The organism is Stenotrophomonas sp. YJH_SMC_105-26, assembly GCF_059368915.1.
This window is the reverse complement of sequence record NZ_JCAFSD010000002.1, coordinates 171425-197908: the sequence shown is the minus strand read 5'-3', so window position 1 is coordinate 197908 and position 26484 is coordinate 171425. Positions and strand designations below refer to the sequence as shown.

General features: G+C 66.9%; 24 protein-coding genes and 1 pseudogene. 13 read left to right on the top strand and 12 right to left on the bottom strand.

Annotated features, from left to right (window positions below):
- Positions 1 to 18: 18 nt before the first annotated feature.
- Together AC5P7F_RS07850 and AC5P7F_RS07845 are read left to right on the top strand one after the other, a co-directional pair.
- A complete protein-coding gene (locus AC5P7F_RS07850) occupies positions 19 to 330 on the top strand; it encodes a metalloregulator ArsR/SmtB family transcription factor (RefSeq protein ID WP_004147836.1) in 312 nt (103 codons plus the stop codon).
- A gap of 24 nt (positions 331 to 354) precedes the next feature.
- Positions 355 to 1749: a DUF2867 domain-containing protein gene (locus AC5P7F_RS07845; RefSeq protein WP_111205841.1), complete on the top strand. Its 1395-nt coding sequence runs from the start codon at positions 355 to 357 to the stop codon at positions 1747 to 1749.
- Positions 1750 to 1787: 38 nt separating this feature from the next.
- Here the strand turns inward: AC5P7F_RS07845 and AC5P7F_RS07840 are convergent, their stop codons facing one another.
- Positions 1788 to 2219 (bottom strand): pyridoxamine 5'-phosphate oxidase family protein, encoded by a 432-nt coding sequence (locus AC5P7F_RS07840; protein ID WP_046429427.1) that lies wholly within the window; start codon positions 2217 to 2219, stop codon positions 1788 to 1790.
- Positions 2220 to 2504: 285 nt separating this feature from the next.
- Between AC5P7F_RS07840 and AC5P7F_RS07835 the strand changes: the two genes are divergently transcribed.
- Both AC5P7F_RS07835 and AC5P7F_RS07830 read left to right on the top strand, forming a co-directional pair.
- On the top strand, positions 2505 to 2942 hold the full coding sequence (locus tag AC5P7F_RS07835; protein WP_164077040.1) for a hypothetical protein: 438 nt from the start codon (positions 2505 to 2507) through the stop codon (positions 2940 to 2942).
- Positions 2943 to 2978: 36 nt separating this feature from the next.
- A complete protein-coding gene (locus tag AC5P7F_RS07830; protein ID WP_046429424.1) occupies positions 2979 to 3485 on the top strand; it encodes a PaaI family thioesterase in 507 nt (168 codons plus the stop codon).
- Positions 3486 to 3494: 9 nt separating this feature from the next.
- Here AC5P7F_RS07830 and AC5P7F_RS07825 read toward each other — a convergent pair whose 3' ends face one another.
- From AC5P7F_RS07825 to AC5P7F_RS07810, 4 genes are all read right to left on the bottom strand, one after another.
- Complete coding sequence (locus AC5P7F_RS07825) at positions 3495 to 5237, bottom strand: GGDEF domain-containing protein (protein WP_126411822.1); 1743 nt, start codon at positions 5235 to 5237, stop codon at positions 3495 to 3497.
- 164 nt (positions 5238 to 5401) lie between these two features.
- On the bottom strand, positions 5402 to 6427 hold the full coding sequence (locus AC5P7F_RS07820) for an AI-2E family transporter (protein ID WP_032961540.1): 1026 nt from the start codon (positions 6425 to 6427) through the stop codon (positions 5402 to 5404).
- Positions 6428 to 6533: 106 nt separating this feature from the next.
- Positions 6534 to 7586 (bottom strand): diguanylate cyclase, encoded by a 1053-nt coding sequence (locus AC5P7F_RS07815; RefSeq protein WP_164077039.1) that lies wholly within the window; start codon positions 7584 to 7586, stop codon positions 6534 to 6536.
- A 144-nt stretch (positions 7587 to 7730) separates the two neighbouring features.
- Positions 7731 to 8738, bottom strand: coding sequence for a LacI family DNA-binding transcriptional regulator (locus tag AC5P7F_RS07810; protein WP_046429416.1), 1008 nt, complete (start codon positions 8736 to 8738; stop codon positions 7731 to 7733).
- A gap of 95 nt (positions 8739 to 8833) precedes the next feature.
- Here AC5P7F_RS07810 and AC5P7F_RS07805 point away from each other — a divergent pair, with 95 nt between their 5' ends.
- From AC5P7F_RS07805 to AC5P7F_RS07785, 5 genes are read left to right on the top strand one after another with little or no spacing between them, the layout of a single operon-like run.
- On the top strand, positions 8834 to 9886 hold the full coding sequence (locus AC5P7F_RS07805) for a sugar phosphate isomerase/epimerase family protein (protein WP_049441133.1): 1053 nt from the start codon (positions 8834 to 8836) through the stop codon (positions 9884 to 9886).
- A gap of 27 nt (positions 9887 to 9913) precedes the next feature.
- Positions 9914 to 11131, top strand: a complete 1218-nt coding sequence (locus AC5P7F_RS07800) for an MFS transporter (protein WP_164077038.1) — start codon at positions 9914 to 9916, stop codon at positions 11129 to 11131.
- A 12-nt stretch (positions 11132 to 11143) separates the two neighbouring features.
- A complete protein-coding gene (locus AC5P7F_RS07795) occupies positions 11144 to 12268 on the top strand; it encodes a Gfo/Idh/MocA family oxidoreductase (RefSeq protein ID WP_164077037.1) in 1125 nt (374 codons plus the stop codon).
- 19 nt (positions 12269 to 12287) lie between these two features.
- A complete protein-coding gene (locus AC5P7F_RS07790) occupies positions 12288 to 13151 on the top strand; it encodes a TIM barrel protein (RefSeq protein WP_164077036.1) in 864 nt (287 codons plus the stop codon).
- Positions 13152 to 13169: 18 nt separating this feature from the next.
- Positions 13170 to 13466, top strand: a complete 297-nt coding sequence (locus tag AC5P7F_RS07785) for a c-type cytochrome (RefSeq protein ID WP_014646302.1) — start codon at positions 13170 to 13172, stop codon at positions 13464 to 13466.
- A gap of 30 nt (positions 13467 to 13496) precedes the next feature.
- Here the strand turns inward: AC5P7F_RS07785 and AC5P7F_RS07780 are convergent, their stop codons facing one another.
- The 6 genes from AC5P7F_RS07780 to AC5P7F_RS07755 form a co-directional block, all read right to left on the bottom strand.
- Positions 13497 to 14255 (bottom strand): 3-keto-alpha-glucoside-1,2-lyase-like domain-containing protein, encoded by a 759-nt coding sequence (locus tag AC5P7F_RS07780; RefSeq protein WP_164077035.1) that lies wholly within the window; start codon positions 14253 to 14255, stop codon positions 13497 to 13499.
- Positions 14255 to 14830, bottom strand: coding sequence for a gluconate 2-dehydrogenase subunit 3 family protein (locus tag AC5P7F_RS07775; protein ID WP_046429410.1), 576 nt, complete (start codon positions 14828 to 14830; stop codon positions 14255 to 14257). The genes AC5P7F_RS07780 and AC5P7F_RS07775 overlap by 1 nt, the downstream gene beginning before the upstream one ends.
- Positions 14830 to 16515: a GMC oxidoreductase gene (locus AC5P7F_RS07770; RefSeq protein WP_046429409.1), complete on the bottom strand. Its 1686-nt coding sequence runs from the start codon at positions 16513 to 16515 to the stop codon at positions 14830 to 14832. Before AC5P7F_RS07770 ends, AC5P7F_RS07775 begins: the two co-directional genes overlap by 1 nt.
- Positions 16516 to 16541: 26 nt before the next feature.
- A complete protein-coding gene (locus AC5P7F_RS07765) occupies positions 16542 to 17438 on the bottom strand; it encodes a hydroxypyruvate isomerase family protein (protein ID WP_164077034.1) in 897 nt (298 codons plus the stop codon).
- Between the two features lie 210 nt (positions 17439 to 17648).
- A complete protein-coding gene (locus tag AC5P7F_RS07760; protein ID WP_075076561.1) occupies positions 17649 to 18431 on the bottom strand; it encodes an SDR family oxidoreductase in 783 nt (260 codons plus the stop codon).
- Positions 18428 to 18754, bottom strand: a complete 327-nt coding sequence (locus AC5P7F_RS07755) for a nuclear transport factor 2 family protein (protein ID WP_164077033.1) — start codon at positions 18752 to 18754, stop codon at positions 18428 to 18430. Before AC5P7F_RS07755 ends, AC5P7F_RS07760 begins: the two co-directional genes overlap by 4 nt.
- 98 nt (positions 18755 to 18852) lie before the next feature.
- Between AC5P7F_RS07755 and AC5P7F_RS07750 the strand changes: the two genes are divergently transcribed.
- Positions 18853 to 19764, top strand: coding sequence for a LysR substrate-binding domain-containing protein (locus AC5P7F_RS07750; protein WP_197637131.1), 912 nt, complete (start codon positions 18853 to 18855; stop codon positions 19762 to 19764).
- A gap of 121 nt (positions 19765 to 19885) precedes the next feature.
- On the opposite strand, the gene AC5P7F_RS07745 is transcribed toward AC5P7F_RS07750, so the two are convergent.
- The gene (locus AC5P7F_RS07745) at positions 19886 to 20458 is read right to left on the bottom strand and encodes a single-stranded DNA-binding protein (RefSeq protein WP_043034165.1); all 573 of its coding nucleotides are present in this window, start codon (positions 20456 to 20458) and stop codon (positions 19886 to 19888) included.
- A gap of 291 nt (positions 20459 to 20749) precedes the next feature.
- Between AC5P7F_RS07745 and AC5P7F_RS07740 the strand changes: the two genes are divergently transcribed.
- From AC5P7F_RS07740 to AC5P7F_RS07730, 3 genes and pseudogenes are all read left to right on the top strand, one after another.
- Positions 20750 to 21781 carry a LacI family DNA-binding transcriptional regulator gene (locus tag AC5P7F_RS07740; protein ID WP_014646297.1) on the top strand — a complete coding sequence of 344 codons (1032 nt, stop codon included), beginning with the start codon at positions 20750 to 20752 and terminating at the stop codon, positions 21779 to 21781.
- A gap of 130 nt (positions 21782 to 21911) precedes the next feature.
- Positions 21912 to 22814 carry an ABC transporter ATP-binding protein gene (locus AC5P7F_RS07735; RefSeq protein WP_075076563.1) on the top strand — a complete coding sequence of 301 codons (903 nt, stop codon included), beginning with the start codon at positions 21912 to 21914 and terminating at the stop codon, positions 22812 to 22814.
- Between the two features lie 12 nt (positions 22815 to 22826).
- Positions 22827 to 26410: pseudogene (locus AC5P7F_RS07730) on the top strand (ABC transporter permease/M1 family aminopeptidase).
- Positions 26411 to 26484: the final 74 nt, after the last annotated feature.

The following is a 26484-nucleotide window of genomic DNA, read 5'->3' as shown; positions in this document are numbered from 1 at the left end:
TTAGTTAACTAGCTCTCAATGGACCGCATCTTCGAAGCCCTTGCCTCCACCGCCCGCCGGCAGATCCTGGCCTATCTCAGCGCCGGCGAGCTCAGCGCGGGCGAGCTGGCCGAGCGCTTCGACTTCAGCAAGCCGGCGTTGTCCAGCCACCTGCGCATCCTCGAGGAAGCCGGACTGATCGAACGCGAGAAGCGCGGCCAGTTCGTGTACTTCAGGCAGGTACCCGACCGTTTGGCCAACACGTTGTTCTCGTGGGCGGCCGAAGTCTGCCCGGTCGGCGGCCCGCTCAAGCGTGAAGCCCGCGCCCGCCGCAAGTCCCCCGCCCGCTGATCCGCCCCGCCAAGGAGCATGACGATGCCTGGTTCGACCCGCGATCGCCGTTCGTTTCCAGCAGTGCAGCTTCCGGCACAGGACGGCGGCAGTCCGACCGAAGTCACCCTGATCGCGCAGCTCGGCATCGGTGCCGGCGACGCGCTGGTGAGTGACGCCGGCCAGCGTCAGCGCCACCACCCGGCGTTCATCGATGCGTTGGATGAACCTTCGGCGCGACTGGGTGGCATGCACCTGCAGCACGGGGATGCCTCCTCGCTGTACAGCTTCACCGTCGGTGCCGGTGGCCACCCGTTTCATCGCCATGCAGGCCCGCGCATGTTCACCGCCATCGCCGGCAGCGCGGGAGCCGAGCTGCGTTTCGCTACCGCCTCCGACGCGCAGCTGGCAGCAGGTCCTGGTGCCTTCGCGCGCACGCTCCGGCGCGTCCGCATCCCACCGGACTGCCTGTTTACCGTGCGCTTCGGCGGCGGCACCTGGCACCAGTTCGCGTCGAACCATCCTGCACATCCGGCGCTGTTTGCGCTGTCCTGCCACAGCGATGAACTGGCAGGCCGAATGAGCGAGCAGACCCGTGCGCAGGTGGAGCGCAATGCCGCCGATATCCCCAGCCTGACCGAGGTGCTTCCGGAATCGTACTGGCCTTCGTGCACCTCGCTTGCGGCGGCACCGCTGTTGCAGCTGTCGCTGCAGGCGGCACCTCCCAGCGTGTGCGCGCACCTGTGCGCGCGTACCCGTGCCCTGCTCGGCCCGCTGCGCCGCATCCCCATGCGGCCGCTGCGCGGGTTCGTCGAACGTGCCACACCGGCCTATCCCATCCATTCGCGGCCCGCGCCCACCGATGGCCTGCTGACCACAGCGCTGCCGCACAGCCACTACCAGGACCTGACCACCCTGTGCCTGGAACCCTCGCAGGTGGTCCACCGTTCCGCGTCGGCGCTGCTGGCCGACGTACTGGAGGGCTTCCTGCGCAATCCACCCAGCGGCGTAGGCCAGCTGATGGCGCTGCGAAACCGACTGGTGGCACCGTTGCGGTTGCGCACGTCGCCGCTGGGATGCCCGGTGTCGTCATTGCTGTCGACCGATCGCAGCCGGTTGTTCGCTGGTCGATTCCCGGTGCTGGATTCGCACATCGATACGCAGGACAACGACGCCGAAGTCCTGCTCGGCGCCGACGATCGGCACCTGCGTTTCCGCAGCAGCGTGCGCGTGCAGCGGCATCGCGATGGACATGTCGAGATCAGCCTGGGCTCACGCGTGCAGACCCTCAATGCGTTCGGCGGCATGTACATGGCCCTGATCGACGCCGGGCACCGGCACTATGTCGCACCGGCACTGCTGCGGCGTGCGGTGGAGCACGCCTTGGCACCGGAACTGGCCAACCTTGAGGATCCGGCAGCACACCCTGCGCACTGCTGACCGTGGAACGCGATGCGCCGGGCGCTGCGCGGTTCCGGTCAGATCACGATTTCGCCCTCGTCCTCGCCATCCCAGTAGTGGATGCGGCTGGCGCGCACGTGAATCAGCACCAGTCCCGGTGTATCCACGCCCTGTTCGAACCAGCGCTCCAGGTCCTTCACCCAGTGCTGGCTCATCGTGGCCCGGTCGCGCACCAGCACAGCCCTGCCCTGCACGTGCACGAACAGCGGCGGCTTGCCCAGCAGCGACTTGCTGCCGGAAAAACCCAGCGCAACGGCGGGGTCAGCTTCAATCTCGCGCACCATGTCGGTGTCTTCGGTGGTGAAGAACCAGCTGTCACCGTCATAGTCCACGTCGCCATTGTTGCTCATCGGACGGCCGGCAATCTCTCCACCGGCGTGGGTCTGCAGCAGGCTGAAATCAATGCCGGCCATTTTCCTGGCCAGTTCGGGCAGGGTGAGCTGGGTCATGGCGTCGTCCTTCATGGAATGGAATCCCAGCGTCTGCGCAGCGCGGTGACCTGGGCGTGGAGGGGTAGTTGCGGCCTCTTCACAGGAAACGAGATAGAGCGCATGGCGCGTACGTGACGCATTCCTCACCACCACACTGGCGTTAACGGCAGATGGAGGAACGGCCCTGCAAGCCGCGACACGCCCCTAACGGCGTGCTGCCCCAGAATCGCGCAACCCCGTGGCGCGACCGGCATGGCTGCCGGTACAAACGCGGCCTTTCCTCCGCAACCGCATGGCCTCCACATGGACCTGTCCGCCTGGCTCGCGTTCGGCTGCTACCTGTTGGCGTTCTTCATTGTCTGCCTGTTTGCTGCGGCCTATCTGAAACGCTCCGACTTCATGCCCTACCACGGCCAGGCCGTGGACAGGTCGTGGGCACAGATCGACCCCCGCATGCAGGTGCTGCTGATGGCACTCATCCGCGTGGTGGGCGCTGCCTGGATCGCACTGGCCGGTGCCGGCGTGATGCTGGCCTGGTTGATCTTCTTCGGAGGTCACTTCGCACTGCCGCAGCTGCTGGCGTTCCAGCTTTTCTGCCTGGTCGCCACCCTGCCGCCGGTCCTGGTCGCTTCCGGCGTGCGGCGACGCACCGGTGCGCGTACACCGGTGCCCGCCGGCGCCGCGGTGGTGCTGCTGTCGGTCATCGGATTCGTGCTGGCCCTGTTGTCGCTACCGCAGTGAGTTCTTTTTCTCCCCTCTCCCCCGCGAGGCTCCACGATGAATCCCGAATCGATCTTCTACAGCGTGGTCAACGGTGATCTTCCACGCTCCCAGGCCGGCACCCTGCTCGGCTGGCGCTTCGTCGGTTACGACGATGCACTGCGCCGCATCCAGGTCGAGTTCGAGGCCGGGCCGGTGCTCACCAACCCGATGGGCAACGTGCAGGGCGGTTTCCTGTCAGCGATGCTGGACGACTGCATGGGGCCAGCGATCTACGCCACCCTGCCTGCCAACCGCATCGCGGTCACGGTCGAATCCAAGACCAGTTTCGTCAGCCCCGCACGGCCCGGGCGGATCATCGGCTGGGGCGAAGTCGAGCACAGCAAGGGCAGCATCGCCTTCACCCGCGGCTGGCTGACCGACCCGGCCGGCAAGGTGCTGGCCACTGCCAGCGCCACCTTCCGCGTGGGTGCGCTGCGCTGGCGTGGACTCTCGGTGCCGCGTCCCATCGCGCGCCGGATGATTGCGCGCACGCTGCGGCGCGTGCACGCGCAGATCGGCTGATGGGTGCCGTCAACGTGCGTTGCGGCCGCCGCCAGCCACGCGCACGCGGTCGCGGCCCTGCGCCTTGGCCTGGTACATGGCCGCGTCGGCGGCACGCAGCAGGGTGCGCCAGCCCAGCGCGTCGGTGCCGCCCTCGGCCACACCGAAGCTGGCGGTGACGCGCAGCACCTTGCCACCGACCAGGGCGATGTCCAGCCGCTGCAGCGCCACCCGCAGCGACTCGGCCAGCTGGCGGCCACCGGCCAGATCACCGTCGGCCAGCAACACGAGAAACTCCTCGCCACCATAGCGGGCAATGCTGTCGCTGCGGCGCAGGTGGCGCTGCAGCAGCTGCGCCACCTGCACCAGCACCTCGTCACCGGCGTCATGCCCGTGGCCATCGTTGATCGCCTTGAAGCGGTCCACGTCCAGCAGGATCACCACCGCGCTGTTGCCACCGTCGGCATGACGCTGCTGCACCAACTCGTCCAGCGCGCGCCGGTTCAACAGCCCGGTCAGCTCATCGGTGCCGGCCAGCTGGCGCAGCTCGCTGGTCAATGCCGAGCGCTCGCGCGACTTCTCGCGCAGCACTTCGATGGCATCGAACAGGCGCTGCATCTCGGCCAGCGGGTGGGTCACATGCTGCTCCGGGCCGGGCGCTTCCGAGGCGATCTGGATGACCTGCTTCTGCGCCTGCAGCAGCGGCCGCAGGATCTGAAGATGCGCGATGCGCAGCGCCACGCCCAGCACCACCAGCGTGCCCAGCACCGTCGCCACCAGCACCACCAGGCGCGTCGCTTCGCGATTGCGGGTGCGCTCGAAACGGGCGATGGACACGCTCAGGTAGCCGTCCCGCAGCGCTTCCAGCGACCGCAGGGTCGGCACGTAGCGGGTGGTGAATTCGGCGGTGGTCCACGGCGGCGGCACGCCGCGCCGGCCATCCTCGATCAACTGTTCGATCATCGGCAGCGATTCGCCGAAGAACTGCCGGCGCGCCATGTCCCAATGCCAGGACAGCGCCGGATCACTGCGGAACACCGCTTCATGGCTGCCTGCCAGCCGCCACAGCTCCAGCAGGCGGCCTTCGGTCTGCAATGCCGCCCGCACCTGTTCGTCACGCCAGGCCCCCGGTACCGCCACCGGCGCCATCACGTTCGAGGCCAGGCGGCCGCCATGCTCGCGCAGGTCGATCAGCACCTGGCCCTGCATCGCCGGAATCGCCGCTTCGCGGTCGGCGCTGACCAGCACGTTGATCTGCGCCGAGGTCAGCACGTGCAGGCGATCAACCACGGCGAACATGCTGCTGATCGCGCGCTCCACGTCCTCCACCTGGCGCGCGCCATGCGGCTGTGCCGCCACCCGGTCCACCGCGGCCCGCGCCGATTGCAGGCGACGTTGCGCATCGGCCAGCAGCCCGTGTTCGTCGACCGCGCCCGGGTCAGCGTTGAACACGGTGTCCAGGCGTTGCAGGGCGGTATCGACCCGCTTGCGCGCGACTGCCAGCTCCGCCGCCAGCCGGGCCTGTTCGCCCGCATCGGCCGTGTCGGCCCCGAGCAGGCTGTTGGCGGGGCCGCGCTCGGCCGACACCAGGTTGGCCAGGTCGAAGGTCTGCCGCAGCTGGCGCAGGCTGACCAGGTTGTCCTCGGCGGCAGTGAAGCGCAGCGTGCCCTGCACCAGCGCGATGGCCATCAATGGCAGCGTACAGACTACGAACAGCCCGGCCAGGATCCAGACCCAGGTCCGCAATCCGATGGGCGACGCCTTGCGGGCCATGCACATTTCCCCTGTAGTGCACAACACTGTAGCGGCCGCCTGCACAGGCGCCAAGCCGCTATCGGATCAATCGTTGCCATGGGTATACCGCGCCCGCCGCGAACGCACCGACAAAGGCCGCACGGGTTGTCGAATCGGGGCAAATTACGTCATGCCCCGCCGCGTCAGATCCAGCGCTGGTCGACCAGTTCGCGCTTCACGTAGGCATAGAACACCGGTGCGGCGACCAGGCCCGGCAGGCCGAAGGCCGCCTCCATCACCAGCATGGCCAGCAGCAGCTCCCAGGCACGCGCCTGGATCTCGCCACCGACGATGCGCGCGTTGAGGAAGTACTCCAGCTTGTGGATCACGATCAGGTACAGCAGCGCCGCCACCGCCACATAGAACGAGACCGACAGCGCGACGATGGCGATGATCGTGTTGGAAATGATGTTGCCCACCACCGGCAGCAGGCCGGCCAGGAAGGTGATCAGCACCAGGGTCTTGGACAGCGGCAGGTGCACGCCGAACAACGGCAGCACGCCCAGCAGGAAGATGGCGGTGAACACGGTGTTCAGCAGCGAGATCTTCACCTGCGCGAACACCACCTGGCGGAACGCGGTGGCCAGGCGGCTGGTGCGCCCGACCAGCTCCTGCGCCAGCGGGCCCATCTTCGGCAGCGGCAGTTCGTCATACAGCGCGATCATCGCGCCCAGCACCATACCGATCAGTACGCGTACACCGACCTGTACCACCGAGGTACCGGCCACGCCCAGCTGCCGCTGGTGCTCGGCAGCCCAGTCGTTCAGCGCCGCGCGCAACGCCGGCATGTCTTCGGGAATGTAGGGTTGCAGCAGCGCCGGCACCTGGTGCCGCGAAGTGTTGAGGATCTCCATCAGGCGCGCCAGCAATGCGTCCGGGCCGCCGGTCTCGTTGCGGAAGAACGAGGCCACGCCGATGCCGGCCAGTACCAGCCCGCTGATGATGATCGCCGACAGCACGATCACTGCGATCGCCCGTGCCCGCCCCGGCGGCAGCTTGCCCTCCACGGTGGAGGCCAGCACGTGCGTCAGCTGGAACACCAGCAGGCCGGACAGCAGGGTCACCACCAGGCCCAGCTTCAGCGCCAGCCACATGCCCAGCAGCATCATCAGCCACGCCGCGATCCTTGGAATGGGGGGTTTGGGCTGGGCGACGAGAGCGTCTTGCATGGGAGCGCGTCCGGGCGGGGTGGCCCATGGTAGAGGATTGGCATGCCGATTCCGCGTGCAGGATGAACCGGCATTTCACCCTCGTTCGGCGGCGGCGGTGCCGCACTCACTCGCCGTAGCTGGCCGTGTTCTTGCCCTGCCGCTTGGCGTGGTACAGCGCGCGGTCGGCCAGTGCCAACCAGTCCTCGACACTGCCGCCACGCGGTGTGGCGGCAATGCCGATACTGACGCTGAACTCCACGCCCGGCGTGGCCTGCTGCGCGGCCTCCAGCAGGTGCAGGCGCACCCGCTCGGCCACGTGCATCGCATCGACGGGCGCGCAGTCGCGCAGCAGCACCACGAACTCATCGCCCCCCAGCCGCGCGGGCGTATCACCGGGCCGGGCAAAGGTGCGCAATGTCGCCGCGATATGCCGCAGTACCTCGTCACCGGCGCGGTGGCCATGCGAGTCATTGATGCGCTTGAAATCATCCACATCGAGCATCAGCAGGCAGGCAAAACCGCCCTGGCCCTGTGCCCGGTCCAGCGCCTGCTGCGCACGCAGGATCAGGAAGCCACGGTTGGCCAGCTCGACCAGCGGGTCCATCCGGCTGAGCCGCTGCAGCTGACGGTTCTGCGATTTGACCCGGCGCGCCAGCTGCCAGCTGAGAATGCTGAGGCCGATGCCATACACGAACAGGAACGGGACACTCAGCACGATCGTGCGCTGCGAGGTGACCGGCTGGAAAGGGAAGCCGAGCAGCCACCAGGCGAGAGCGAAACCCAGCAGCAGGGCCAGGGTGGCGCGCATCGCCAGGCGCACGCCACCGGCAGCGATCTTGTCGGCCACCAGCAGTGCGGCGAACAGTGCGCTGGGCACCGCGCTCAACGCCATGAAGGCGATCCAGCCACCGCCGAAGAAGGAGTCGGCCACCATGCAACGGAACTGGACGACCGCCGGCTGGGGGGAGCGCTGGGTCAGCCGCAGTGCCAGTGCCGGCCACGCCAGCGCGTTGAGCAGCAGCAGGACCCAGGCCAGCCCGCCGTCATGGCGTTCAAGCATGATCGAAGCGATGGGGATCGCCCCCAGCCCATTGCCGACGAAACGCATCCAGCCGATGCGACGTGCCGCGCCAATGCCTTCGACCGCGCCTTCCGCCGAATCGGTGAAGAATGGCATTGCCGACCCCCTTGCGCGATCGCACCTGGTGCTACGGCCCTTGCCGGGCTGCCTGCGATGAGTCTGACAGCTTTGCGTCAATTCGGGATCAAGGTTGCGCGATATCGCGCGGGCCGCTGCCGCTGCCCCTCCCGCTCCCCGTGGTTACCCGGGGCGGGGCGCAGCCGTCGAGCCACGCAGCTTGAAGCTGAACTCCAGCGTCTGCTGAAGCGGCACATCGACGTGCTCGATGATGGCGAGCAGCAGGTTGACCGCACGCTCGCCAATCTCCCGCATCGGCTGCCGGATGGTCGTCAGCGGGGGCGTGAGGTAGCGGGAGGACGCCAGATCATCGAAGCCGACCACGGACAGCTCGTCCGGCACGCGGATGCCCAGGTCCCGGCAAGCGGCCAGGGTACCCAGTGCCATCTGGTCACTGAAGCAGAACACCGCGGTCGGCGCGGCCGTGCCATCCAGCAGCGCCATCGCCGCTGCATGGCCGGATTCCACGGAAAAGTCACCCGGCACGATGCTCAGCTGGCGCAGGCGGCCACGCGCCTTGCCGGCCGCGCGGACCCCTTCCAGCCGTTGCTGGTGCAGGGGATTGTCAGGCGGCCCCCCGACCACCGCAATCCGTTCGTGTCCCAGCCCGTACAGATGCTCCATCACCGCGCGTGCGGCGGCGGCGTTGTCGATGTGGACGCTGGGGATGCCCAGCGCGGGGTCGAACTCGCAGCCGTTGACCACCGGTGCGGCGGCGCCGCGCTGCTCGACGATCTCGCGCGCGGTCGGTGGCAGGCGATGGCCCAGCACGATCATGCCGTCGGCCTCGTTGCGCCGGAGCATCTGCGCGTAGCGCTCCTCACGATCGGGTTGATGCTGGGTATCGCCCAGCAGGACCGCATAGCCCACCGCCTGCGCGGCCTCCTCCGCCCCCTGCAGGATCTGCGCGAAGAACGGATTGGCGATGTCCGGGACGGTGACCAGGATCTTGCCGCTGCGCTGGGTCTTGAGCGTGCGCGCCACCGTGTTGGGCACATAGCCCAGTGCGGCGGCGGCCTGCTCGATGCGCGCGCGGGTGGCCGGCAGCACTTTGTCCGGCCGGGAAAGCGCGCGCGACACCGTACCGGCGGACACGCCGACGTGTTTTGCGATGTCGTAGATGGTGGCCATGGCGTTAGTCCTCCTGCCCGCTGTGCACTGCACAACAGGTCCTGCGTAAGCCCCTGCTAGGATAATGCAATCGATTGCATCGAGGGCGAATCACGTTGAAGACGCTCAAGGGTCCAGCGCTGTTCCTGGCGCAGTTCATCGGCGACACAGCTCCTTTTGATCGGCTGGACACGCTGGCCGGATGGGCCGCGGGTCTGGGCTATTCTGGCGTACAAGTCCCCACCTCCGCGCCCCACCTGTTCGACCTGGCGGAGGCGGCGCGCAGCCAGGCGTACTGCGACGACATTGCCGGCATGCTGGCCGGGCACGGCCTGCAGATCACCGAACTGTCGACCCACCTGCAGGGGCAGTTGGTTGCCGTCCATCCTGCCTACGACAGCCTGTTCGACGGATTCGCGCCACCGGACAAGCGCGGCAACCCGGCCGCCCGCCAGGCCTGGGCGGTGGAGCAGCTGCGGCTGGCGGCGCAGGCCAGCCAGCGCCTGGGGCTGACCGCGCATGCCACGTTCTCCGGTGCATTGGCCTGGCCCTACTTCTACCCCTGGCCGCAGCGCCCGCCGGGACTGGTGGAAGAAGCCTTCGCCGAACTCGGCCGTCGCTGGCGCCCGATCCTGGATGCGTTCGATGCCTGCGGCGTTGACCTGTGCTTCGAGATCCACCCGGGCGAGGACCTGCACGATGGTGCGACCTTCGAGCGCTTCCTCGATGAGGTCGACCACCATCCCCGCGCGAAGATCCTGTACGACCCCAGCCACCTGCTGCTGCAGCAGATGGATTACCTCGGTTTCATCGACCGCTACCACGCGCGCATCGGCATCTTCCACGTCAAGGACGCGGAACATCGCCCCAGCGCAAGCAGCGGCGTGTACGGCGGCTATCAGGACTGGATCGACCGTCCGGGCCGGTTCCGTTCACCCGGTGACGGCCAGATCGACTTCAAGGCGATCTTCTCGAAGTTCGCGCAGTACGACTTCCCCGGCTGGGCGGTACTGGAATGGGAGTGCTGCCTGAAGCACCCGGAAGACGGCGCGCGCGAGGGTGCCGCCTTCATCCGCGACCACCTCATCCGCGTGACCGAACGCGCCTTCGATGACTTCGCCGACAGTGGCACCGACGCCGCATCACTGCACCGCATGCTGGGAATCTGAGCCAAGACCGCCCCGGGAGGGCAAGCCATGACGCACGCCATGTCGCGCCTGGGCGCGATGATGTTTCTGCAGTTCTTCATCTGGGGGGCGTGGTTCGTCACCCTGGGCACCTACCTGGTGCAGGGCCCGCTGCAGGCCAGCGCGAGCCAGGTGGCGACCGCGTTCCTCAGCCAGTCGATCGGCGCCATCGTGGCGCCGTTCCTGGTCGGGCTGATCGCGGATCGCTACTTCGCGGCGCAGCGCATTCTTGCGGTACTGCATCTGGCCGGTGCCGCGCTGATGTGGCTGGCGTCCACGGCAACCAGCTTCAGCATGTTCTCTGCGTGCGTCATGGGCTACATGTTGCTGTTCATGCCGACCCTGGCACTGGCCAACAGCGTGGCCATGCGGCACATGCAATCACCCGGGAAGCAGTTCCCGCTGGTCCGCGTGGCCGGCAGCATCGGCTGGATCGTGGCGGGCGTGCTGATCGGCTGGCTGGGCTGGGAACAGGCGCATCGGCTTGAGCTGACGTTCCGGATGGCGGCGGCGGCGTCGCTGGTGCTCGGGCTGTATGCGTTCACCCTGCCGCACACACCGCCACTGGCGCAGCAGCGCGATGCCGGGCTGGGGCAGATCCTGGGGCTGGATTCGCTGCGGCTGCTGAAGTCGCGCGCCTACCTGGTGTTCTTCCTGGCCTCCATCGCCATCTGCATCCCGCTGTCGTTCTACTACAACTTCACCAATCCCTATCTCAACGACCTCGGCGTGCGCGGCGCGGCGGGCCTGCAGTCGCTGGGCCAGGTTTCCGAAGTGCTGCTGATGCTGGCCATGCCGTTCCTGTTCGTTCGGCTGGGGGTGAAAACCATGCTGGCGGTCGGCATGGCCGCCTGGGTGGTGCGCTACGCGCTGTTCGCCTTCGGCGATGCAGGTGGCGGTTTCCCGCTGCTGGTGATCGGCATCGTGCTGCACGGCATCTGCTACGACTTCTTCTTCGTCACCGGCCAGATCTACACCGATGCACATGCCGGCCCTGCCGCGCGCAGCAGCGCACAGGGGTTCATCACCCTGGCCACCTATGGCGTGGGCATGTTGATCGGCACCTTCCTGTCCGGCGCGGTGGTGGAGCACTTCACCACCGAGGCCGGTCCCGACTGGCAGCAGATCTGGCTGTTCCCGGCCGCTGTTGCGCTGGTGGTGCTGGTCGCCTTCCTGCTGCTGTTCCGCGACCGGCCGGCGGCTGCGGCCGCGCCCTCCACACCCTGAGGATCCCCGTCGATGCCCAAGCTTGGAATCGCCATCGTCGGCACCGGCATGATCGGCGCCGTGCACCGCCGCGCGGCCTTGCTCGCCGGCGCCGAGGTACGCGGCGTGGCCGCCTCGTCACCGCAGCGCGCGCATGAGGCAGCGCACTCCTGGAATGTCCCGCGCGCCTACCGGGATATCGAGGCGGTGATCGCCGATCCGCAGGTACAGGTGGTGCACGTTTGCACGCCCAACCATCTGCACCGCGCCATGGCACAGGCTGCGCTGGAAGCCGGCAAGCACGTGATCTGCGAGAAGCCGCTGGCGACGACGCTGGACGATGCGCAGGCGCTGGCGGTACTGGCCGCCTCGACCGGATTGGTTGCCACCGTCCCCTTCGTCTACCGCTACCACCCGGTGGTGCGCGAGGCGCGTGCACGCATCGCCCAGGGTGACCTGGGGCCGCTGCACCTGATCCATGGCAGTTACCTGCAGGATTGGCTGCTGGACCCGGCCAGCAACAACTGGCGCGTGGACCCGGCGCTGGGCGGCACCTCGCGCGTGTTCGCCGACATTGGTTCGCACTGGTGCGACCTGGTCGAATGGGTCAGTGGCGAGCGCTTCACCGAAGTGAACGCGGCGTTTGCCACGGTGATCGCCGAACGCAGCGCCGTCACCGGCCAGAGCTTCAGCACACCGGCAGCGAACGGCGCGACGCAGGCGGTCGCGAGCGAGGACGTGGCAACGGCGATGTTCAGGACCGGCGCCGGTACGCTGGCGTCGTTGACGGTGAGCCAGGTTTCGGCCGGACGCCGCAACCGCCTCTGGTTCGAGATCGACGGCGCCAACGCCAGCATCGCCTTCGACCAGGAGGACGCCGAGCGGCTGTGGATCGGCCTGCCCGACCAGCGCGAGGAAATCTTCGTGCGCGGGCCCGGCGCGGGCACTGCCGAACAGCGCCGGCTGTCGGTGCTGCCGGCCGGGCACGCGCAGGGCTACGCCCAGTGCTTCGAGGCGTTTGTCGCCGACACCTATCGCGCCATCGACGGCGAGCAACCGGACGGCCTGCCCACCTTCGAGGACGGCATGCGTTCGGCGCGGATCGTTGATCGTGTCATTGCATCGGCCAGGTCACGCGCCTGGACCACCATCGGTTGAATCCCGGGAGGATCTGTTGATGAAAGCCCTTGTCCGTCGAAGTGCAAGCCTCGTCCTGCTGCTCGCGGCGCTGCCCGCCTTCGCAGTCGAAGCCGCCAGCGCGCAGAAGCCGATCGCGGTGCAGATGTACACCCTGCGCGATGCCGGCTCGCTCGAGCAACAGTTGAAGATCGTCCACGATGCCGGTGTGCACGCGGTGGAAACCGTCGGCACGCAGAACGTCAGTGCCGCGGAACTGAAGCAGCTGCTGGACCGGTATTCGATCAAGGCCATTTCATCGCATGTGCCGCTGGCCGAGCTGCGCAGCAACCTGGATGGGGTGGTGACCTTCAACCGGTCGATCGGCAACACTACGCTGGTGGTGCCGTACCTGGACAGGAGGGAACGCCCGAGCGATGCCGCCGGCTGGACTGCCCTGGGACAGGAACTGGGCCGGATCGCGAAACAGGTGCGCGGCAAGGGCATGCGCCTGGCCTATCACAACCACGACTTCGAGCTGGTCGACTTCGATGGCAGGACCGGGCTGGAACTGCTGTTCGCCGCCGCCGGCCCCGACCTGCAGACCGAGCTGGACCTGGCCTGGGTTGCGCGTGCGGGCCTGGACCCGGCGGTGATGCTGGGGAAGTTCCGCGGCCACGTATTCGCGGTACACGCCAAGGACAATGCGCCCAAGGGCCAGGCCGAAGACGAGGGCGGATTCGCTGCGGTCGGCCAGGGCGTACTGGACTGGAACGCGATCCTGCCTGCCGCGGCGGTCGCCGGCGTGCATTGGTACATCATCGAACACGACCAGCCACGCGAGCCGGCCAAGGTCGTCCAGGCCGGCGCCGACTATCTGCGTGAACACCTGACCACCAATACGCCTGCCCGTGCGCGGCGCTGACGCATCAAGGAGCCCCACATGAAAATGATCCTGGCAATGGCGGTGGCCCTGAGCGGCATGAGTGTTGCGACAGCCGCCTGGTGCAAGGGCGACCCGGCTGCGGGAGCAAAGCTCTACACCGCGAACTGCGTGGCCTGCCACGGCGCCGATCGCGCGGGCATGCCGGGCGCGTTCCCGGCACTCACCGACATCGGCAAGCGCATGGCACCTGCACAGATCAAGGAAAAGATCAGCAAGGGCGGCGGCCTGATGCCGCCCTTCTCCCAGCTGTCACAGCAGGAGATCGACGATATCGCCAGCTACCTGGCGAAGTAAGCGGCCGGCGACCACGCCGGCCGTGTGCGGCTACAGCTCGCGCACCCAGATGTTGCGGTAACTGATCCTGGAGTCATGCTCCTGCAGATAGAGCGGCGCACACGCATGGGGCGAATACGAGGGCGCCCCGATGTACTCGGTCTTGCCTGCCAGCACGGTGTCATCCTGCACCAGCACGCCGTTGTGCAGCACCGTGATGCGCGCGGGCGACACAAGCCCACCGCCCACCGAGAAGCGCGGTGCCTTCCAGATGATGTCGTAGGCCTGCCACTGGCCCGGCGCGCGCGAGGCATTCACCCGCGGCATGGCCTGCTTGTAGATGGAGCCCGCCTGGCCATTGGCATAGGTCGGGTTGTTGTAGCTGTCGAGCACCTGCAGTTCATACAGTTCCTGCAGGAAGATCCCGCTGTTGCCCCGGTTCTGGCCGTCGAAGCCCTTCGTGTCAGTGGGCGTGCGCCACTCCACATGCAGCTGGACATCGCAGAAGCGTTGCCGGGTGCGGATGCCCTTGCTGCCCGGAACGACGGTCATGGCGCCCCCGGCAACCTTCCAGGGCACGCGTCCGCCCTGCTCCGATTCCCACGCGGAGACATCCTTGCCATCGAACAGCACGATCGCGTCGGAGGGGGCCTTGCCTGGCGGCGTGGCCACGACAGCGGGCACGGGGGTCCACACTTCGGTCTTCTTCGGGTCGCGCGCAGCGTCGGCACTGTCCTGCGCGAATGCAGATGCAGCGGCCAGCAGGCCAACAGTGATCAACGCAGGGCGGATCATCAGGGTGGTGTCCATCAGCTGGTCCCCCACGCGGGCGTACCGGGGACATAGGCGAGGTCGCCGTCGTAGCGGCCGGGCACCGCGACGTACTGCAGCACGCCGGTCGCCCCGACCTTGGAGGTGAAGAAGCCGAAGATGGCCAGCTGCTTGATCATCGTGAAGTAATGCGGCATCGCCTCGCCCTCTTCAGGCGTACCGGTCTCGGTCACGTCGGCAGAGCGCGCCTTGGCTTCGGCGTCCAGCGTTCGCAGCAACTGGGTGCGGGCTTCCGGCGCAAGCGCCACAAACCGGCCGCCGGCGCGCTTGTCGATATCGACCAGGCCTGCCCGGAACGTTGCCTGCTGCCGGGCGGTGTAGCAATCGCTGACGAAGGTCGCCATGAACAGGCCAGCGCCGGCATCCTTCGCCCCTGGCGTCCGGGTCCGCGGCAGGATGGTCTCGGCGATCTCGTCCAGCGTGCCGATGTCGGCATCGGAGAACAGGGCCTTCACCGGTGCCGCAGCGGCGTTTCCCTGCGCGAGCGCAGGCAGGCCGACCATGGCCGCGCCGGTGGCGGCAACGATCATCTTCAACAGTTCGCGGCGATCCATCAGAGGTTCCCCGCTTTCAGTTCGCGTACCGCGTGGTCGGCCGCGCGCGCGGTCAGCGCCATATAGGTCAGCGAAGGATTCACGCAGGCGCTGGAGGTCATGCAGGCACCGTCGGTCACATAGACGTTGGGCGCATCCCAGACCTGGTTGTGCGCGTTCAATACCGAGCTCTTCCGGTCACGTCCCATGCGTGCGGTCCCCATCTCGTGGATGCCCTTGCCCGGGGCATAGTCGTGGTCGTGCATCTTCACGTCCTTGACGCCAGCCGCCTCCAGCATCTCGGCAGCATCGGCGGCCATGTCCTTGCGCATCGCCAGTTCGTTGGCGCGCATGGACACGTCCATCGCCAGCACCGGCAGCCCCCATTTGTCCTTGCGGTCGTGGTCCAGGCGGATCGTATTGTCGTGGTGCGGCAGCATTTCACCGAACCCGGTCATGCCGATGCGCCAGTCGCCCGGTACGGTCAGCGCCTCCTTCAGGTCGGCACCGATGTTGAGCTCGGCGATCTCGCGCGACCAGCCGGTGCGGCTGGCACCGCCCTGGTAACCGAACCCGCGCAGGTAGCCGCGCTTGTCGGCCGCGACGTTGCGGAAGCGCGGAATGTAGAAACCGCACGGACGGCGGCCGAAGTAGTACTTGTCTTCGTAGCCCTCGACCCGGCCCGAGGCGCCCGCACCGAAATGATGGTCCATCACGTTGTGCCCCAGCTCGCCCGACGAAGAACCCAGTCCCCCCTCCCACACATCGGTCGCCGAGTTCATCAGCAGCCAGGTCGAATTGAACGACGATGCATTGAGGAAGATGACCTTGGCGGTGTACTGGTAGGTCTGCCCGGTCTCGGCATCGATCACCTCCACGCCGCGCGCACGCTTGCGATCCTTGTCGTAGAGCACTTCCTTGACGATCGAGAACGGCCGCAAGGTCAGGTTGCCGGTCTTCATCGCCGCTGGCAGCGTCGCCGCCTGGGTCGAGAAATAGGCACCGAAGGGACAGCCCAGGATGCACTTGTTGCGGTACTGGCAGTTCACGCGCCCCTGCTCGGGCATCGGCTGGGTGATGTTGGCGGTGCGCGAGTGGATCATGTGCCGCGTTCCGCCGAAGGCCTTCTTGATCCGCGCGGCCACGTCCTTCTCGACGATGTTCAACGGGATCGGCGGCAGGAACTCGCCGTCCGGCAGCACGTCCAGTCCTTCGCGCGTGCCGGCGATGCCGGCGAACCTCTCTACATGGTCGTACCACGGCGCGATGTCGGCATAGCGGATCGGCCAGTCGGTGGCGATGCCATCCTTGAGGTTCGCTTCGAAGTCCAGGTCGGAAAACCGATAGCTCTGCCGGCCCCACATCAGCGAGCGCCCGCCCACGTGGTAGCCACGGAACCAGTCGAAGCGCTTGGTTTCGATGTAGGGTGAGTCCTGCTCGTTGGCCCACATTCCTTCCAGGTTCTCGGCCAGGCCGTAGTCGCGCATCAGCACCGGGAAGGCGGCCTTCATCGCCTGCGTCGGCCGGTTGCGATGCGGGAAGTCCCACGCTTCCTTCATCGCATTGACGTAGTCCTTGACGTGCTCGATGTTGCGCCCGCGTTCCAGCATCAGGACCTTCAGGCCCTTCTCGGTCAGCTCCTTCGCTGCCCAACCGCCACTGATTCCCGAGCCAACAACAATGGCGTCGTAGTGATTATCTGCCATGGTCTCTCACCTGGGTGGATATCGTTTCAGACGTCGCAGAGGCGGATCGCCTCGCGCAATGAGGCAACGGGATCGGGCGCTGCAGGCGTGAATTCCTGCGCCAGATACCCCTTGAAACCGGTGTCGCGGATCGCGCGACAGATGGCCGGATAGTGGAGCTCCTGCTGGTCTCCAATCTCGTTCCGGCCCGGCACGCCTGCAGTGTGGTAATGCTTGAAGCAGGCGTGATGCTTGCCGATGGTGGCGATGATGTCGCCCTCCATGATCTGCATGTGGTAGATGTCGTAGAGCAGGCCGAAGTTGTCCGAGCCGAGCCGCTGGCACAGCTCCACGCCCCAGGCCGAGTGATCGCACAGGTAGTCGTGGTGATCGACCCTGGAGTTCAGCAGCTCCATCACCAGCACCACGCCGCGCTTCTCGGCATGCCCGAGGATGCGCTTGAGGCCCGCCTCGGCATTGGCCATGCCGTCCTGCGGGTCCATGCCGTTGCGATTGCCGGAGAAGCAGATGAGGTTGCGGTAACCGGCATCGGCGACCAGGTCGATGTGCCGCGTGTAGCGCTCCACCAGCGGGTCGTGGAATTCGCGGCCGGCAAAGCCCTTGGTCAGGCCCAGCTCCGCGCCATTGCACATCGAGCTGTAGACGCCGTTCGCCTTCAGCGTGGGCCAGTCTTCCGGGCCGACCAGGTCGATGGCGGCGAAGCCGATGTCCTTCACCGTCGTGCAGAGCTGGGCGACCGACAGCTGCGGGAAGGTCCAGCGTGCGACGGAGTGCTTCAGGTTGCCCTTGAGCGCTGCGGTGGCGGCGAATGCAGGCAACGCTCCCGCAGTACCCAGGGCTACGCCTCCAGCAACCGCCATGCGCAACGCATCACGCCGCGTGAGGCCCGTCGCCAGAGCCGGTCTGATCGAATGGATGGACATCCACCTGCCGGCCTCCCAACCGACATCAAACACTGAGGATTCACTGCAATGCAATCGATTGCACCATAGGGGAGGAATTTGTGTGTTTGCAAGTCGCAGTGCACGAAAATCAATGCTGCGAGGCACAACTCCGCAACCGACCTGGAAAACAAAAGCCCCGCGTGAGCGGGGCTTTCCTTCTGGCGGTAGGAGCAGGACGACGCCTGTTGGCTACAGGGTCGAAACCGTGCCGCCGTCGATCCGATACTCCGTTCCGGCAATCGACGCCGACCGGGGAGACGCCAGGAACACAATCAGATCGGCCACCTCCTGCGGTGCCGCGGGCCGTCCCACCGGGATCCCGCCGAGCCAGTCCATGACCACCTTCTTGCCTCCTTCATAGTCGGTTCCCGCTTCCGCAGCGATCCGTTCTGCAAATTCCCTGGATGCTTCTGTCTCGATCCAGCCCGGCGCTACGCTCAGCACCCGCACGCCCTTGGGGGTGACCTCTCGTGAAAGCGACTTGCTGTAGGTCGTGAGTGCCGCTTTGGCGGCGGCGTAGGCGGTGGTGGACTCCGGCAGAGGCAGCATGCGCTGGATCGAACTGACGTGGATGATCACGCCAGCGCTCTGCGCGAGCATGGATGGCAGCAAGGCACGATCCAGGCGGACCGCCGGCATCAGATTCAGGTTCAGCTCGGCAAGCCAGTGCGCATCACTGATCGCTGCGAAGCCACCGGCAGGTGTCTTTGATCCCCCCAGCACATTGACCAGGATGTCTGCGCCGCCCCATGCCTGCAGCACGGCGTGGGCGAAAATGCCGGTGCCCTCGGCCGTCGACAGATCGGCGGCTACGTAGGCGACTCCTTCCACCGGGCGTGCCGGCAGGCTGCGCGCCGACGTCATTACCCTGGCCCCGGCCTCGGCGAGGGTCCTGACCACGGCCGCCCCCACACCGGCCGTGCCGCCGGTCACCACGGCCCGCAGGCCACCGAGTTGAAGATCGAAGCTCATGCCGTGATCTCCAGCGATGCGATCAGGCCCCGTTCCAGTTCGAAACGGTAGCTCAGCAGAATCGGACTGCCGGGGAAGTTACCGCTCACGATGGCACGGACAACGTGGTGTTTCTCCTGCCGTTCGATGGCGCTCGGCACGCTGGTGGCGCTGTATTTGGCCGATGCCTCGGCCAGGAAGGCTTTGATGGCGTCGACGCCGACGAGGGTGTGCCCGTCGTCCTTCAGCACAGCCTGGGCGGCAGAACAACGCGCCAGCAGTTCAGGGTCATGTTCGGCCGCGAAGTACGCGGCAATGGGTTCTGGGAGGGTCAACGCATTCATTCCTGGCTCCTGCAGTGGTCAGGCGCTCAGGATGTGCACGCTGGTCGGTTAAGTGAATGCCCTATAATCCGAATGGGTTATGTCAAGAATCTCACATAATGCGCGGATCCGAGTTCGCTGAACTGAAGGCCTTCGTGGCGGTAGTGGAACGTCAGAGCTTCGCGCGGGCGGCGGAACATCTGGGGGTATCGCCCTCGGCCCTGAGCCAGACCATCCGCCAACTGGAAGGCCGTCTCGGCACCCGCCTTCTCAATCGCACGACACGAAGCGTGGCGCCCTCGGCAAGCGGCGGGCGACTGTACGCGCGCATCGCGCCGCTGTTCCAGGAGTTGGCCGTCGCGGTCGCTGAAACCAGCGAAGCCAGCGGACGGATCAACGGGACCCTGCGAATCAATACGCCGGGCATCGCCGCGAGAACACTGATTGCCCCGCGGCTTGCCCGCTTCCACCAGGCCTACCCTGATGTCGTTGTCGACATCGTGGTCGACGACGCGCTCAGCGACATCGTCAGTGGCCGGTTTGATGCGGGCATCCGCGTGGGTGGTCAGCTCGAGAAGGACATGGTGGCCATCCGCCTCACCCCGGACCTGAACATGGTGGCCGTGGCGTCACCGGATTACCTGGCACGCCGCGGAACACCGCGAACTCCCGCGGAACTGCAGGATCACGCCTGCATCAACTGGCGGCTGCAGAGCGATGGCAGGCAGTACCGATGGGAGTTCAAGAAGCGAGGTCGCCACCTCGAGGTCGCCGTGGACGGTCCTGTCGTCACCAATCACGCTGACATCGGGATTGCGTCGGCCCTGGCCGGCCTTGGAATCGCCTATCACTTCGAACAGGATGGTGTGGGCGAACTGTTGGCACAGGGACTGCTGGTGCGGGTACTGGCGGATTGGTCGGTCTCGCGGCCCGGGCTTTTTCTCTACTACCCGAACAGGCGGCATCGCCCCGCCCTGCTGGGCGCGTTCATTGACTGCCTGCTGGACCAGGGAATGTTCGGCAATCGGTGACGAGGTCGACGAACGTCCGCATCCTGCCGCCGGGCAATGGGATCCTGCCACGTCGCCTGTAACGAGAAGGGCCCCGGGCACGCGTGCCAGGAGCCCTTGTCGGGATAAACGGAAGGTACGCTTAGAACGGAATATCGTCGTCAGCGAAGTCGTCCATCGGCGGCGCCTGCTGCGGCTGCGGGCGCTGGTTGCCGCCCTGGTTGCCGTAACCCCCGCCCTGGTTGCCGCCCTGGTTGCCATAGCCACCGCCCTGGCCGCCACGCTGGCCACCGCCGCCACCGCCATACTCCTGGCGCGGCGCCTGCTGGCGCTGCGGACGATCGCCGCCGTAGTTGCCACCACCACCGCCACCGCCTTCACCGCGGCCGCCCAGCATCTGCATTTCATCGGCGATGATGTCGGTGGAGTACTTCTCCACGCCGTCCTGGCCGGTGTACTTGTCGTAGCGCAGGCTGCCTTCGACGTAGACCGAGCTGCCCTTGCGCAGGTACTCGCCGGCGATCTCGCCGAGCTTGCCGAAGAACACCACGCGGTGCCATTCGGTGCGCTCCTGCTGGTTGCCATCCTTGTCCTTGCGGACGCTGGTGGTGGCCAGGCTGATGCGGGTGATCGCCATGCCGCCCTGGGTGTACTTCACGTCCGGGTCGTTGCCGAGATTGCCGACCAGGATGACTTTGTTGATGCCGCGCGCCATAGGTACCTTCGTCCGTTGTCCAGGGGCAGACCGCCAGTGATAGCACAGCCCCGGGCGGGGTGCAGTACGCTGAGCCGCCCCTGGTGAAATTTGGGGGAATGCGAGAACGACGCATCTTACCATTGCCGCCGCCTTCCGCCCGGTCAGGAGACCCCGACCGCACCGAAGGATCAGGCTGATTTCCTTGTCCGGCAATAACTTACCTGCGCCCAGGCCGACGCCCGGAGGGGCATTCGCGTCTGCGCATGGCATCATGCCCGGGCACCTCCCACATGCCCGCTCCGCCCGCCCATGACCATCAAAGGCAAAGCCACCTCCCTGGACATCGCCCACCTGGCCGGGGTCTCCCAGCCGACCGTGTCGCGGGCCCTGCGTGGCAGCCCGATGGTCAACGCCGAGACCCGCGAGCGCATCCTGCGCATCGCCCGCGAGCTGAACTACAAGGTCGACAAGAATGCCTCCAGCCTGCGCCTGCGCAATGCCGGCACGCTGGCCCTGCTGTTCTTCGAGGACCCGACCAACGACGACTCGCTGATCAACCCGTTCTTCCATTCGATGCTGGGCTCGATCACCCGCGCCTGCGCCCTGCACGGGCAGGACCTGCTGGTCTCGTTCCAGCAGCTGTCCACCGACTGGCAGGCCGATTACGAGGACAGCAACAAGGCCGACGGCATCATCCTGCTCGGCTACGGCGACTATCACGAATCGCGCGACCGCCTGCAGCGGCTGGTCGAACAGGGCACGCACTTCGTGCGCTGGGGCGCCGCCCTGCCCGGCCAGCCCGGTGTCTCGATCGGCAGCGACAACTTCCAGGGCGGGCATGACATCACCACCCACCTGCTGCAGCAGGGCTGCCGCCGCATCGCCTTCCTCGGCCATGCCTCCAGCCACTACCCCGAATTCCAGGAGCGCTACCGCGGCCACGTCGCGGCCCTGCAGGACCACGGCCTGGCCGCCGAACCGGCGCTGCAGCACGATGCGATCACCACTGAAGCCTCCGGCCAGGAAGCCTGCCAGGCCCTGTTGGCGCGCGGCGAGCCGATCGATGCGATCTGCGCGGCCAGCGACCTGATCGCCATCGGTGCGATGCGCGCCCTGCGCGAGGCCGGGCTGCGGGTGCCGCAGGACGTGGCGGTGACCGGCTTCGACGACATCCCGCTGGCCGCTTCGGTATCCCCCGCGCTGACCACGGTGCAGCAGGACACCAAGCAGGCCGGCCAGCTGCTGGTGGAACGCCTGCTGGCGCTGATCGGCCGGCAGCCGGTGGACAGCCAGAGCATCCCGGTGAAGCTGGTGGTGCGCGAATCATCCCTGCGCGGGTAAGGCGCCGCTGGGCCGGCGCGCTGGCCAACGCACGACGGCGGGATTCTCCCCCCATGACCAACGGCGGATGCGCACGGAGGCGGTTGCGCGGATAACGCGCAGACATTGCCCAGGGAAAGGTGTACGTCGCATGCTGAAGATCGATTCGCTGTCCAAGACGTACGCCAACGGCGTGCATGCCCTCAACAACGTCACCCTGGACATCCCGCGGGGCATGTTCGGCCTGCTCGGCCCGAACGGCGCCGGCAAGTCCTCGCTGATGCGCACGCTGTCCACCCTGCAGGAGGCCGACAGCGGCACGGTGACGCTCAGCGTTCCGGGCGAGGCGCCGATCGACGTGCTGCGCGACAAGGACGCCGTGCGCCGTCGGCTGGGCTACCTGCCGCAGGATTTCGGCGTGTACCCGAAAGTCAGCGCGCTGGACCTGCTGGAGCATTTCGCAGTGCTCAAGGGCCTGACCCAACGCGCGCAGCGCCGCGAGGTGGTCGATGGGCTGCTGCAGCAGGTGAACCTGTGGGATGCCCGCAAGCGCAAGCTGGGCACCTACTCCGGCGGCATGCGCCAGCGCTTCGGCATTGCCCAGGCGCTGCTGGGCGACCCAAGGCTGGTGATCGTCGACGAACCCACCGCCGGCCTCGACCCGGAGGAACGCAACCGCTTCCTCAACCTGCTGGCGGCGATCGGCGAGAACGTAGCGGTGATCCTGTCCACCCACATCGTCGAGGACGTGACCGACCTGTGCCCGACGATGGCGATCATGAACAAGGGCCAGGTGCTGCTGACCGGCCGCCCCAGCGAAGCGATCAACGCCCTGCAGCACCAGGTCTGGCGCAAGCAGGTCGATCCTTCGGAGCTGGCCGACCATGAAGCGCGCTACGTGGTGCTGTCGACCCGTCTGGTCGGTGGCCGCCCGGTGATCCATGTGCACAGCGCCAACGACCCCGGCGACGGCTTTGCGGCCGTGGCTCCCGACCTCGAAGACGTGTACTTCCAGCGCCTGCGCCTGCAGGCCCGTGCTCGCGCAGCAGCCTGAGCGGAGCACGCCATGATCCTCGATTTCTTCCGTTTCGAGCTGCGCGAGCAGCTGCGTTCCCCGCTGCTGTGGCTGCTGGCCGGGCTGTTCGCCCTGCTCGCCTTCGCCGCTGCGTCCAGCGACGCCGTACAGATCGGTGGTGGCAGCGGCAACGTGCACAGCAACGCGCCCACCGTGATCGCGCAGATGCTGGGCATCTTCACCCTGCTCGGCATGCTGGTCACCGCCCTGTTCGTCAGCAATGCGCTGCTGCGTGACTTCGAACTGGGCACCGCCGAGCTGATCTTCGCCAGCCCGGTGAAACGCCGCGATTACCTGGCCGGCCGCATCGCCGCCGCCCTGGCTACCGGCCTGCTGTTCTACCTGCTGGTCGCTTTCGGGCTCTGGCTGGCACCGTTCATGCCCTGGGTGGACGCCGAGCGCATGGGGCCGATCAGCTGGCAGGGCTATGCCTGGAGTTTTGCGGTCATCGTCATTCCCAACCTGTTGTTCACCACCGCGCTGCTGTCACTGCTGGCAGCGGTCACGCGTTCGATCCTGTGGGTCTACATCGGGCTGGTGGCCTACCTGGTCCTGTTCGGCGCCAGCGCGGCGGTGCTGCGCGACATCGACAACACCTGGCTGGCGGTGCTCAGCGAGCCTTTGGGCATGCGCGCCCTGTCACGCACCATCCGCTACTGGTCCACCGCCGAGCACAACAGCGGCGTTCCCGGCCTGGCGGGCTACCTGCTGGCCAACCGTGCCCTGTGGCTGGGTGTGACGGCGCTGCTGTTCGCCGCCACGTTCGCCCTGTTCCGCACCGAGCGCAGCGGCAGCGGCCGTCGTCGCTGGGGCCGCCGGCAGGCGCAGCCGGTTGCCGACGCCGCCGCCCTCCGGCCCAACCGCAACCGTTGCCGCGCGTGGTACCGGCATTCAGCGCGACCACCGCGTGGCAACAGTTCCTGCGCCAGGTGCGCTTCGACACGCGCGGCGTCCTGCGCAGCGTGCCGTTCATCGTGCTGCTGGTGCTGGGCCTGGCCAATTTCCTGCCCAACGCGCTGTTCCGGCAGACCCTGTACGGCACCTCGATCTGGCCGGTCACCTCGCAGATGATCATGGGCCTGCAGGGGGCCTTCAGCTGGCTGCTGGTGATCATCGTGCTGTTCTTCGCCGGTGAGCTGGTGTGGAAGGAACGCAGCGCGCGCATCAACGAAGTGACCGATGCCATGCCGGTGCCGAACTGGGTACCGCTGCTGGCCAAGTTCACCGCACTGCTGGCAGTGATCATCTGCTTCCAGGCCGCCGGTGCACTGGCGGCGATGGGCGTGCAGCTGGTCAAGGGCTACACCCACCTGGAGCCGCTGCTGTACCTGCGCAGCCTGGCGCTGGATTCGGTGATCTACATCCTGATGGGGGGCCTGGCACTGGTGCTGCAGGTGCTCACCAACAACAAGTTCGTCGGTTACGCGCTGCTGATCGTGGTGATGATCGGCCAGGGCGTGCTCGGCATGCTGGACTACACGCAGAACCTGTACACCTTCGGTGGCTGGCCCAACGCTCCCTATTCGGACATGAACGGCTACGGCCACTTCCTGCCGGGGCAGCTGGCGTTCCAGGGCTACTGGGCGCTGTTCCTGCTGACCCTGATGTGCCTGGCATCGGCGCTCTGGGTGCGCGGTGTCAGCCAGGGCCTGCGCCAGCGCCTGGCCCTGGCCGGCCGCCGCCTGCGCGGCCCGACCGGCGTCTTCGCCGGACTTGCGGCATTGGCCTTCGCCGGCGTGGGCAGCTGGCTGTACTGGAGCACCAATATCCGCAACGAGTTCATCTCGCCCGACCAGCAGCTGGACCTGCAGGCCCGCTACGAGCGCGAGCTGTCGAAGTACCGCACCCTGCCGCAGCCGCGCATCGTGGCGGTGGACAACCGCGTGGACCTGTTCCCGGAATCGCAGTCGATGGTGATCGATGCGAACTGGACGGTGCGCAATACCCATGCCACGCCGATCCAGGACGTGCATGTCTCGATGGGCGATGACAAGCAGCTGGTCGACGTCGACCTGGGTGGGCAGACGCTGTCGTTGCACGATGCCGATCTCGGCTACCGCATCTACCGCCTGCAGAAGCCGCTGCAGCCGGGCGAAACCCGCAGCGTGCATTTCCGGGTGGTGCAGAAACCCAACGGCATCACCGCCGGGCTGGCGCCGAGCAACATCGTGGACAACGGCACCTTCTTCAACAGCCGCGTGCTGCCCTCGTTCGGCTACAACGAGGGCGCCGAGATCAGCGACCGCAACGAGCGGCGCAAGCGCGGCCTGGGTGAGCCGCGGCGCATGCCCAGGCTGGAGGACGACGCCGCGCGTGCCAACACGTACATTGCCAACGATGCCGACTGGCTCGACTTCCGCACCACGGTCTGCACCGCACCGGACCAGGTGGCGCTGGCCCCGGGCTACCTGCAGCGCGAGACCACGGTCAACGGCCGGCGCTGCTTCAGCTACGCCATGGACCGGCCGATGCTGAACTTCTATGCCTATCTATCGGCACGCTGGGAGGTGCGCAAGGCGAAGTACAAGGACATCCCGATCGAGGTCTACTTCGACCCGGCGCACGGCTACAACGTGGACCGGATGATCGAGGCGGTGCAGAAGTCGCTGGCCTATTACGAGGCGAACTTCACCCCGTACCAGCACCGCCAGGTACGCATCATCGAATTCCCGGGCTATGCCCGCTTCGCGCAGTCGTTCGCCAACACCATCCCCTATTCCGAGGCCATCGGTTTCATCGCCGACCTGCGCGACCCGGACAAGGTGGACTACGTGTTCTACGTGACCGCGCACGAGATCGCGCACCAGTGGTGGGCGCACCAGGTGATCGGCGCCAACGTGCAGGGTGCGACCGTGCTGTCCGAATCGCTGTCGCAGTACTCGGCCTTGATGGTGATGGAGCAGGAATACGGCCGCCAGCACATGCGCCAGTTCCTCAAGCGCGAACTGGACGGCTACCTGTCCGGCCGCGGTGGCGAAGCCATCGAGGAACAGCCGCTGGAACGCGTGGAAAACCAGCAGTACATCCACTACCAGAAGGGTTCGCTGGTGTTCTACCGCCTGCGCGAGGAAATCGGCGAGCAGGCGCTGAACCGTGCGTTGAAGCGCTTCCTGCAGGACAAGGGCTACCAGCAGCCGCCGTACACCACCTCACGCGAGCTGCTGGGCTACATCCGCGCCGAGACCCCGGCCGACCGCCAGCAGCTGGTCACCGACCTGTTCGAGAAGATCAGCTTCTACGACAACCGGGTGATGGCCGCCAGCGCCCGCAAACGTGCTGACGGCCGCTACGACGTGACCCTGGACCTGCATGCCGCCAAGCAGTACGCCGATGGCAAGGGCAGGGAGAGCGACGCGAAGATGGATGACTGGGTCGAGATCGGCGTGTTCACCACCGGACCGTCGGGCAAGGAGCGCGACCAGAAGGTGCTGTACCTGCAGCGCCACCACATCACCAGCGCCGCGCCGAAGATCACGGTGACGGTGGATGAAAAGCCGGACGAAGCAGGCTTCGATCCCTACAACAAGCTGATCGACCGGGTGAGCGATGACAACCGGCGCAAGGTGACGATGTGAAGCAACGGGGCGCCGGCCGATGTGCCGGTGCTCCGCGCGACGCGTGCGGGCTTGGCTTGGCCTTGCTGTAGTGC